Source organism: Amycolatopsis rifamycinica, from assembly GCF_000695625.1.
Lineage (GTDB): Bacteria > Actinomycetota > Actinomycetes > Mycobacteriales > Pseudonocardiaceae > Amycolatopsis > Amycolatopsis rifamycinica.
This window is the reverse complement of sequence record NZ_JMQI01000022.1, coordinates 1-9,913: the sequence shown is the minus strand read 5'-3', so window position 1 is coordinate 9,913 and position 9,913 is coordinate 1. Positions and strand designations below refer to the sequence as shown.

Below are 9,913 nucleotides of genomic sequence, written 5' to 3'. Positions count from 1 at the left end.
CCGGTGCTGGTGCGGCCGTCCTATGTGCTCGGCGGGCGCGGCATGGAGATCGTCTACGACGAGGAGACGCTGGCCGGCTACATCCGCCGCGCCACCGAGGTCACCCCGGAGCACCCGGTGCTGGTGGACCGGTTCCTCGACGACGCCATCGAAATCGACGTCGACGCCCTGTTCGACGGCGAGCAGCTCTACCTCGGCGGGGTCATGGAGCACATCGAGGAAGCCGGGATCCATTCCGGTGACTCCTCGTGCGCGTTGCCGCCGATCACGCTCGGGCACACCGACCTGCAGGCTGTGCGCCGCTCCACCGAGGCGATCGCCCGCGGCGTGGGCGTGCGGGGGCTGCTGAACGTCCAGTACGCGCTCAAAGACGACGTCCTGTATGTGCTGGAGGCCAACCCGCGCGCGTCGCGGACGGTGCCGTTCGTGTCCAAGGCGACGGCGGTGCCGCTGGCCAAGGCCGCCGCGCTGATCATGACCGGCTCGACGATCAAGGACCTGCGTGAGAGCGGTGTCCTGCCGGCCGAAGGCGACGGCGGGCAGCTGCCGGCCGACTCGCCGGTCGCGGTGAAGGAAGCCGTGCTGCCCTTCCACCGCTTCCGCACCCCCGAAGGCCACGGCGTCGACTCGCTGCTCGGCCCGGAAATGAAGTCCACCGGCGAGGTGATGGGCGTCGACGTCGACTTCGGCAAGGCGTTCGCCAAGTCCCAAAGCGGCGCCTACGGCTCCCTGCCCACATCCGGCCGGGTGTTCGTCTCGGTCGCCAACCGCGACAAGCGCTCACTGGTGTTCCCGGTGAAGCGGCTGGCCGACCTCGGCTTCGAAATCCTCGCCACCTCCGGCACCGCGGAAGTGCTGCGCCGCAACGGAGTCGCCTGCACGGTGGTGCGCAAGCACTACGAGGGTTCGACCGAAGCCGAGCCGAACATCGTGGACGTCATCCTCGACGGCGACGTCGACATGGTGATCAACACGCCGTACGGGAACAGCGGTCCGCGCGTCGACGGCTACGAAATCCGCACCGCGGCGGTGTCGCGCGACATCCCGTGCGTCACCACCGTGCAGGGTGCCGCGGCGGCGGTGCACGGCATCGAGGCGCTGATCCGGGGCGACATCGGGGTCCGGTCGCTGCAGGAGCTCCAGGCGGCGCTGAAGGCGAAGTCGTGAGCGGGGTCGTGAGCGGGCGCGAGCGGTTCGGGGCGCGGCTGGCCAAGGCCGTCGCGGCCCGCGGCCCGCTGTGCGCCGGGATCGACCCCCACCCGGGCCTGATCGAGGCCTGGGGGCTCCCGGTGGACGTCTCGGGCCTGGAACGGTTCGCGCTGTCGGCCACGGAGGTCCTGGCGGCGCACGCGGCCATCGTGAAGCCGCAGTCGGCGTTCTTCGAAAGTTTCGGTCCGGACGGCGTCCGGGTGCTGGAACGGGTCGTCGAAACCGCCCGGGACGCGGGTGCGCTGGTGCTGCTGGACGTCAAGCGCGGCGACATCGGTTCCACGATGGCCGCCTACACCGCGGCGTACGTCGCCGAGGGCGCGGCGATCGCGGCCGACGCGATCACCGTTTCGCCGTACCTGGGCTTCGGCTCTTTGGCCCAATGCGCCGAAACGGCCGTCGCGGCGGGACGCGGCCTGTTCGTGCTCGCCCGGACTTCGAACCCGGAAGCGGGCGAAGTGCAGAACGCGAAACTGCCCGACGGGCGCACGGTCGCGCAGGCGATCGTCGACTCCGTGGCTTCACTCAACGCAGGCGCGGAACCGCTCGGCGATGCGGGTGTCGTCGTCGGCGCCACCGTTCCGCCGGGAGAGCTCGATCTCTCGCGGTTGAACGGTCCGGTGCTGGCACCCGGTTTCGGGGCCCAGGGAGCCACTGTGGCCGATTTGCGGGCCCTGTTCGGTGCGTCCCTGCCGGGCGTCCTGCCCGCCTCGTCCCGGGACATCCTGAAGCACGGTCCGGAGCAAGCGGCTTTGCGCCAAGCGGTCGAACGGGTCGCCGAAGTGCTGGCCGACCCGCAGGAAAACGGCCAATAGCAGGGGTCGGAACGGGCCCCCACCAGGCACCCCCGCATTGTGGCCGGTGCTCACGGGTGGGTACCGTCGCGTCACCCACCCAGTTTTGAGAACTACCGGAGGAAAACGTGGCACTTCCCCAGCTGACAGAGGAACAGCGCGCTGCGGCGCTGGAGAAGGCCGCCGCCGCTCGCCGCATCCGTGCTGAGCTGAAGGAGCGGCTGAAGCGGGGCGGTACCACTCTGGTCGACGTGCTGAAGCAGGCCGAGGAGAACGAAGTCCTCGGCAAGATGAAGGTTTCGGCTCTGCTCGAGGCCCTTCCGGGCGTCGGCAAGGTCCGCGCGCAGCAGACCATGGAACGACTGGAGATCGCCCCCAGCCGTCGCCTTCGCGGCCTCGGCGACCGGCAGCGCAAGGCGCTGCTGGCCGAGTTCAGCGGCGAGTGAACGGCGCCGGTCGTGACTACCCGGTGAACCGGGGCGCCGACCGCGGCGGTGAGCCGGTGACGGGGGACCTCCCCCGGCACCGGCTCACCGTCGTATCGGGGCCTTCGGGGGTCGGGAAGTCGAGCGTGGTGGGCGAGCTGCGGAAGCTGGAGCCCGACGTCTGGTTCAGCGTCTCGGTCACCACCAGGAAGCCGCGTCCCGGCGAAGTCGACGGGGCGCACTACCACTTCGTCGACCGCGTCGAGTTCGACGCGATGGTCGCCGACGGCAGGCTGCTGGAATGGGCCGAGTTCGCCGGCAACCGCTACGGCACCCCGCGCGAGCCGGTCGAGAAGGCCCTCGCCGAGGGCCGCCCGGCCGTCCTGGAGATCGAGCTGCAGGGTGCCCGCCAGGTCCGCGCGGCCATGCCGGAGGCCCGGCTGGTGATGCTGATGCCGCCGTCGTGGGAGGAACTGGTGGGCAGGCTCACCGGACGCGGCACCGAAAACGAGGCCGCCGTGCAGGCCCGGCTGGCCGAAGCGGAGCGCGAGCTGGCGGCGGCGGGGGAGTTCGACCACCGCCTCGTCAACGCCGACGTGCGGGAGGCCGCCGAGCACTTGCTAAGCTTGATTACTGCTGATCAGTTTTCCGAAGAAGCGGAGCCTCACGAGTGACCACCCAGGTAGCCCTGACCGAAGAGCTCGAGGGCATCACCAACCCCCCGATCGACGACCTGCTCGAAAAGGTCAGCTCGAAGTACGCGCTGGTGATCTACTCGGCCAAGCGTGCCCGCCAGATCAACGACTACTACGCCCAGCTGGGCGAGGGCCTGCTGGAGTACGTCGGCCCGCTCGTCGAGCCGGGCCCGCGCGAGAAGCCGCTCTCGATCGCGCTGCGCGAGATCCACGGCGGCCTGCTCGAGCACACCGAGGGTGAGTAAACCCCGCGTCGTCCTGGGCGTGGGCGGCGGCATCGCCGCCTACAAGGCCTGTGAGGTGCTGCGCGGGCTGACCGAGTCCGGTCACGACGTCCGCGTGGTCCCCACCGAAGCCGCGTTGAACTTCGTCGGCGCGGCCACCTTCGAAGCCCTCTCCGGGCACCCGGTGCACACGGGCGTGTTCACCGAGGTGCCCGAGGTCCAGCACGTCCGCGTCGGCAAGGAAGCCGACCTCGTCCTGGTCGTCCCGGCCACGGCGAACCTGCTCGCCAAGGCCGCCCACGGCCTCGCCGACGACCTGCTGACGAACACCCTGCTCACCGCCCGGTGCCCGGTCGCCTTCATCCCGGCGATGCACACGGAGATGTGGGAGCACCCCGCCACCCGCGACAACGTGGCCCTGCTGCGCTCGCGCGGCATGATCGTCACCGAGCCCGACTCCGGCCGGTTGACCGGGGCCGACACCGGCAAGGGCCGCCTGGCGAACCCGGCCGAGATCGTCGACCTGGCCCGGCTGCTGCTGGCCCGCCCGGACGCCCTCCCGCGCGACCTCGAAGGCGTCCGCGTCGTCGTCTCGGCGGGCGGCACGCGCGAGCCACTGGACCCGGTGCGCTACCTCGGCAACCGCTCGTCCGGCAAGCAGGGCTACGCGCTGGCCCGCGTCGCCGCCCAGCGCGGCGCCGACGTCACGCTGGTCGCCGCCCACACGGTCGCGCTGCCGGATCCGGCGGGCGCGGTCGTCGAGCACGTCTCGACGGCCGAGGAGCTGCGGCAGGCCGTGCACGCCGCGGCCCAGGCCGCCGACGTCGTCGTGATGGCCGCCGCGGTCGCCGACTTCCGGCCGGCGAACCGGGCCGAGCACAAGATCAAGAAGTCCGACGACCAGCCGGACCCGGTCATCACGCTCGACCGCAATGCCGACATTCTCGCCGAATTGGTGCAAAACCGGCGTTCCGGACAGGTGGTCGTGGGATTCGCCGCGGAAACCGGCGACGCGCAGGGGAGCGTTCTCGACCACGCCCGTGTCAAACTCAAGCGCAAGGGTGCGGATCTGCTGGTGGTGAACGCCGTCGGCGACGGCAAGGCGTTCGGCACCGAGGACAATTCCGGCTGGCTGCTGGGGGCCGACGGCACCGAAATCGCGATCCCGCTGGGCGCGAAGGCTGAACTCGCGTCCACTCTGTGGGACGCTGTTGTGAGCTTCATGAAGCGTTGACCGTCCCCCGAGCGATAGTCAGTACGCTTGCACAGGTAAGGGGTGCCTAACCCACTGGGCATCCGACGACTAGGTGAGGAAGTGACGGCCACCGTGACCGCGTCCAGCAGCAGATTGTTCACCTCGGAGTCGGTGACCGAAGGGCACCCCGACAAGATTTGCGACGCCATCAGCGATTCCATCCTCGACGGCCTCCTGTCGAAGGACCCGCGCAGCCGCGTCGCCGTCGAAACCCTGATCACCACCGGCCAGGTGCACGTGGCCGGCGAGGTGACGACCGAGGCGTACGCCGACATCCCGACGATCGTCCGCGACGTCATCCTCAAGATCGGCTACGACTCCTCCGCCAAGGGCTTCGACGGCAACTCCTGCGGCGTCAACGTCGCGATCGGCTCCCAGTCGCCGGACATCGCCCAGGGCGTCGACACCGCGTACGAGTCGCGGGTCGAGTCCGACGAGGACGAGATCAACCGCCAGGGCGCCGGCGACCAGGGCCTGATGTTCGGCTACGCCTGCTCGGACACCCCCGAGCTGATGCCGCTGCCGATCGCGCTGGCCCACCGGCTGTCGAAGCGGCTGACCGCGGTCCGCAAGGACGGCGTGCTGCCGTACCTGCGCCCGGACGGCAAGACCCAGGTCACCATCGAGTACGCCGGCGACCAGCCGGTGCGCCTCGACACCGTCGTCGTGTCCTCGCAGCACGCCGACGGCATCGACCTGGACCGGATGCTCAGCGTCGACGTCAAGGAGCACGTCGTCGGCCCCGAGCTCGAGGGCCTGGGCATCGACACCTCGAACGCGCGCCTTCTGGTCAACCCGACCGGCCGGTTCGTCATCGGCGGCCCGATGGGCGACGCCGGCCTGACCGGCCGCAAGATCATCGTCGACACCTACGGCGGCATGGCCCGCCACGGCGGCGGCGCGTTCTCCGGCAAGGACCCGTCCAAGGTCGACCGGTCCGCCGCGTACGCGATGCGCTGGGTGGCCAAGAACGTCGTCGCCGCGGGCCTGGCCTCCCGCACCGAGGTGCAGGTCGCGTACGCGATCGGCAAGGCGGCCCCGGTCGGCCTGTTCGTCGAGACGTTCGGCACCGAGACGGTCGACCCGTCGAAGATCCAGCAGGCCATCATCGAGGTCTTCGACCTCCGGCCGGCGGCGATCATCCGCGACCTCGACCTGCTCCGCCCGATCTACGCCCCGACGGCGGCGTACGGCCACTTCGGCCGGCCCGAGCTGGGCCTGCCGTGGGAGAGCACGGCCCGCGCCGAGGCCCTGAAGGCCGCAGCGGGCGCCTGACACGCTCACACACCGGAAGGCCGTCCCTCACCCGAGGGACGGCCTTCCGTGTGAGGCCCCTTCAATCACGTGTGATGCCCCTCCAATCACACGAGATGCCCCGCCAGTCACGCGTGATGCCTCTCCGGTCAGGCTGTCGGTGGGGTCTGGTAGAGATCAGGGCGTGAGCAGCTCCGAGCCCGCCGCCCTCTGGGACCTCCCGGAGAAGCCGCCTTCGCCGAAGGCGGCGCCCTCGCGTGCCCGGAAACCGCCGAAGCCGGGGCAGAAGGCGAAGGGTGCCCAGTCGCCCGCGCCCGAGCGGCCGGTCGCGCGGGTCGTCGTCGACATCCCCCTGGCCCACCTGGACCGCACCTTCGACTACCTCGTGCCGGAGAAGCTGCACGAGGCCGCCGTGCCGGGCTGCCGCGTCCGCGTCCGGTTCGCCGGGCAGCTGGTCGACGGCTACCTGATCGAACGCGGCGAAACCAGCGACTACGGCAGCAAACTGGCGTTCCTCGACCGCGTGACGTCCTCCGAGCCGGTGCTGCCGCCGTCGCTGCAGGCGGTCTGCCGGGCGGTCGCCGACCGCTACGGCGGCACGCTGTCCGACGTCCTGCGGCTCGCGATCCCGCCGCGGCACGCCAAAGCCGAGGGCGAACCGCCGGTCTCGCCGGCGGGACCCCCCGAGGCGCCCGACACCACGGCCTGGGCGCGCTACCAGCGCGGTCCGGCGTTCGTGGAGGCCCTCGCCGAGGGCAAGCCCGCGAACGCCGTCTGGCAGGCCCTGCCGGGCGAGGACTGGCCACGCCGGCTCGCCGAGGCCGCCGGCGCCGTGGCCGCGCGGGGCCGGGGCGCGGTGCTGGTGGTGCCCGACCACCGCGACCTGACCCGGGTGCACGCGGCCTGCGCGGCGGTCGTGGGCGAGGACGCCGTGGTGGCCCTGATCGCCGGGCTCGGGCCCGCCGAGCGCTACCGGCGCTGGCTGGCCGTGCTGCGCGGCGCGGTGCGGGTGGTGGTCGGGACGCGGGCGGCGATGTTCGCGCCGGTCCACGACCCCGGCCTGTTCGCCGTCTGGGACGACGGCGACGACCTGCACCTCGACCAGCACGCGCCCTACCCGCACGTCCGGGACGTCCTGATGGACCGCGCGCACGCGGCGAAGGCGTCCCTGCTGGTCGGCGGGTTCGCCCGGACGGCCGAAGCCCAGCTGCTCGTCGAATCCGGCTGGGCCGCGCCGGTGCTGGCCGAGCGCACGGTGCTGCGTTCGGCGGCCCCGCGCGTCACCCCGGTCGGCGAGGACTTCGACGTCGCCCGCGACGAGGCCGCCCGGGTCGCGCGGCTGCCGGCGGTGGCGTTCGAGGCGGCGCGCCAGGCGTTCGCGGCGGACCTCCCGGCGCTGGTGCAGGTCCCGCGGCGGGGGTATGTCCCCGGTCTGGCCTGCGGGAACTGCCGGACACCCGCGCACTGCCGCCGGTGCGCGGGGCCGCTGGCCCTGCCCGGCGGAACGCTCGACGGGCAGCCGAAACCGCCGGCGTGCCGCTGGTGCGGCGTCCCGGAAACGGCGTTCCGCTGCACGGCGTGCGGTTCGGTCCGGCTGCGCGCGGTGATCGTCGGCGCGAAGCGGACGGCGGAGGAGCTCGGCCGCGCGTTCCCGGGCGTCCCGGTCCGCACGTCGGGGGCGGCGGAGGTCCTGGAGTCGGTGCCGGGCAAACCGGCGCTGGTGGTGTGCACCCCGGGCGCGGAGCCGGTGGCCGAGGGCGGCTACGGCGCGGCCCTGCTCCTCGACGGCTGGGCCCTGCTGGGCCGCCAGGACCTGCGGGCGGGCGAGGAAACGCTCCGCCGCTGGATGGCGGCGGCCGCCCTGGTCCGCCCGGCGGCTGCCGGCGGCCGCGTGATCGTCGGCGCGGAGGCGGGACTCGCGGTGGTCCAGGCCCTGGTCCGCTGGGACCCGGCGTGGCACGCGGCCCAGGAGCTGGGCGAGCGCCGCGAGCTGGGCTTCCCCCCGGCGATGCGCATGGCGAGCGTCGAGGGCAGCCCGGACGCGGTGGCGGCGTTGCTCGAGGACCTGCCCCTGCCCCCGTCCGGCGAGGTCCTGGGCCCGGTCCCGATCGGCGAGCTGGACGAGGAGGGCAACGCCGAGCGCGAGCGGGCCCTGGTCCGGGTGAGCCGAGCGGAGGGCAAGGCGTTGTCCTCGGCCATCCACGCGGCAGCGGCCCGCCGAGACGCGAAGAAGGCCACGGAGCCGATTCGCATTCAGCTCGATCCGCTGGATCTCATCTGACGGCCCGTGATGCCCTTCCGATCACGCGAGATGCCCCCTTGATCACGCGAGATGCCGTTTGCCGCACAGGTGGTTCGCGGGCGGAACTGCGCATTCGCGTGATCGAGCAGGTATCTCGCGTGTCCGGAGGGCATTTCGCGTGGCTGGCGGGGCATCTCGCGTGATCGGCGGGGCATCATCCGTGTTGGGGAGGGCATCAGCCGGGGAGGACCGTGCCGGGCAGGGATTCGATCGCGGCGCGCGCGGAGTCCGCGGTGCGCGGCGGCGCGGCCGGAGCCCGGTCGCCCGCGGCGGCGGCCGTCACCAGCGAAACCACCTCGGCCGCGATCGTCTGCCGCCGGGCCTCGAAATCCGCGTCCGTCAGCGCGTCCGGGGCCGTCGGCTGGCCCAGCACCGGCGTGTGCAGGTGGCCGCCGGGCAGGGTCGTCAGACCCAAGCCGAGCCGCAATCGGTTGCTCCGGTACATCGATTCGTTGGAAAGGTAATTCCCGCCGCCGCCCGAAGCCGCGATTTCTCCCGGGGCCGGGGCGTCCGAGCGGCACACCGGTGTCCCGGTACCCGGCTGTGAAGCGTCCGGCCATACACAGAACGCCTGATTGAAATTGACCGGGTAATCGCCCGTCACCTCCAGCATCCGCGAATACGGCAACGTCGTCTCGATGAACTGGAGGTCCGGCTGCGGCCAGCCCGCCGCCGACGGGACGCCACCCGTCACCGAGGCGTTGTTGTTGTCCGGGAAGCCGCCGCGCCAGGCTCCGGCCCAGCGCTCGATGTCGAACCGTCCCGGGCGGCCCTGGCTGATCGTCATGATCACGTCCGGCCGCCGGGCGCGGTCGCGCAACGCCTCGCCGTACGCCGCTTCGACGATGCCTTCGTCGAAGTAGCCCCAGACCACCGGGAAGTTCACCGCCTGCACCACCGCCGGACCCGACGGCGTGTCCAGCACCCGCCCGTCGAGCTGCAGCGCGGACGCCCCGGCCGGGTTCGAGATCCGGACGCCGGTGCCGTCGAGCTGGAACGGGTCGAAGCCGCTCACCATGACCCGCCGCGGTTTCCCGAGCGGGAACCGGACGTCGTCGAGGCCGCGCGAACCCCGGTCGAACGCCGTGAGCAGCGCGCCGCGGTCCGGCAGCGCGAACGACGGCCGCCACTGCCGGATCGCGCTGCTCAGCTGCAGCCGCGCCCAGTACAGCGGCCGGTCGTCGAACCGGTCGAGCGTCCCCAGGTCCGGACGGCGCCCCTGGGCGCGGTCGACGGCCGTCCGCCACAGCCGGTCACCGGCCTGCGTGACGACGCGTCCGGCGCGCCGCGGGGTGCGGGCGGCGCAGAGGTCGCGCTTCACCTCGGCGACGAACGGGTCGAGCGCGGCCAGCCGCACGAGCTCCGGGCCGACGGCGGGCCCGCCGGCCGGCAGGGAGGCGGTCAGCCGCTGTTCCTCGACGGTCAGCCCGGCGGCGGAGTCGAAACAGCCGGGCGCGGCCGCGGCCACCCCGGGGAACGCGAACAGCGGAACGGCGGCGAGCAGGGGGAGCAGGGCGGACAGGCGCACGGATTTCCCTCCACGTCGTGGGCGACGCGGCCGAGTTTCCGCCGACCGCGTCGCCGGCGGAACCCGCATAAGTCGGGTTCCGCCGGACTTCGGCCGGAAGCCGCAACCACCAGTTCGCTCGGGGAGCGACAAAGGGCCGGGCCCGCGTTCAAGCGGCACGTCCGAAGTGGACAGTGAATCTCGACCCGCCGGTGGACCGAATCACCGTTGATCGACGGGCCGGGAGC

9 protein-coding genes are annotated in these 9,913 nt (G+C 72.4%); 8 read left to right on the top strand and 1 reads right to left on the bottom strand.

The features are described 5' to 3' along the window. The 8 genes from DV20_RS10775 to DV20_RS10740 all read left to right on the top strand — a co-directional run. Positions 1-1,167 (top strand): ATP-binding protein (locus DV20_RS10775; protein ID WP_043778977.1); only part of this gene is annotated, 1,167 nt, incomplete at its 5' end. A gap of 8 nt (positions 1,168-1,175) precedes the next feature. Next, complete coding sequence (gene pyrF / locus DV20_RS10770) at positions 1,176-2,024, top strand: orotidine-5'-phosphate decarboxylase (RefSeq protein WP_043778975.1); 849 nt, start codon at positions 1,176-1,178, stop codon at positions 2,022-2,024. Positions 2,025-2,131: 107 nt separating this feature from the next. Then, the gene (mihF, locus tag DV20_RS10765; RefSeq protein ID WP_003096398.1) at positions 2,132-2,449 is read left to right on the top strand and encodes an integration host factor, actinobacterial type; all 318 of its coding nucleotides are present in this window, start codon (positions 2,132-2,134) and stop codon (positions 2,447-2,449) included. After that, positions 2,446-3,102, top strand: a complete 657-nt coding sequence (gene gmk, locus DV20_RS10760) for a guanylate kinase (RefSeq protein WP_152603667.1) — start codon at positions 2,446-2,448, stop codon at positions 3,100-3,102. The genes mihF and gmk overlap by 4 nt, the downstream gene beginning before the upstream one ends. Then, entirely contained in the window at positions 3,099-3,368 is a 270-nt protein-coding gene (gene rpoZ / locus DV20_RS10755; protein WP_013224624.1) for a DNA-directed RNA polymerase subunit omega, read from the top strand. Before gmk ends, rpoZ begins: the two co-directional genes overlap by 4 nt. After that, positions 3,361-4,581: a bifunctional phosphopantothenoylcysteine decarboxylase/phosphopantothenate--cysteine ligase CoaBC gene (gene coaBC / locus DV20_RS10750; RefSeq protein ID WP_167344373.1), complete on the top strand. Its 1,221-nt coding sequence runs from the start codon at positions 3,361-3,363 to the stop codon at positions 4,579-4,581. The genes rpoZ and coaBC overlap by 8 nt, the downstream gene beginning before the upstream one ends. Before the next feature lie 93 nt (positions 4,582-4,674). Continuing rightward, positions 4,675-5,877 (top strand): methionine adenosyltransferase, encoded by a 1,203-nt coding sequence (gene metK, locus DV20_RS10745; protein ID WP_043778972.1) that lies wholly within the window; start codon positions 4,675-4,677, stop codon positions 5,875-5,877. Positions 5,878-6,040: 163 nt separating this feature from the next. After that, positions 6,041-8,137 (top strand): primosomal protein N', encoded by a 2,097-nt coding sequence (locus DV20_RS10740; RefSeq protein WP_043778969.1) that lies wholly within the window; start codon positions 6,041-6,043, stop codon positions 8,135-8,137. Positions 8,138-8,333: 196 nt separating this feature from the next. On the opposite strand, the gene DV20_RS10735 is transcribed toward DV20_RS10740, so the two are convergent. Then, positions 8,334-9,686, bottom strand: a complete 1,353-nt coding sequence (locus tag DV20_RS10735; RefSeq protein ID WP_043778967.1) for a C15 family peptidase — start codon at positions 9,684-9,686, stop codon at positions 8,334-8,336. Positions 9,687-9,913: the final 227 nt, after the last annotated feature.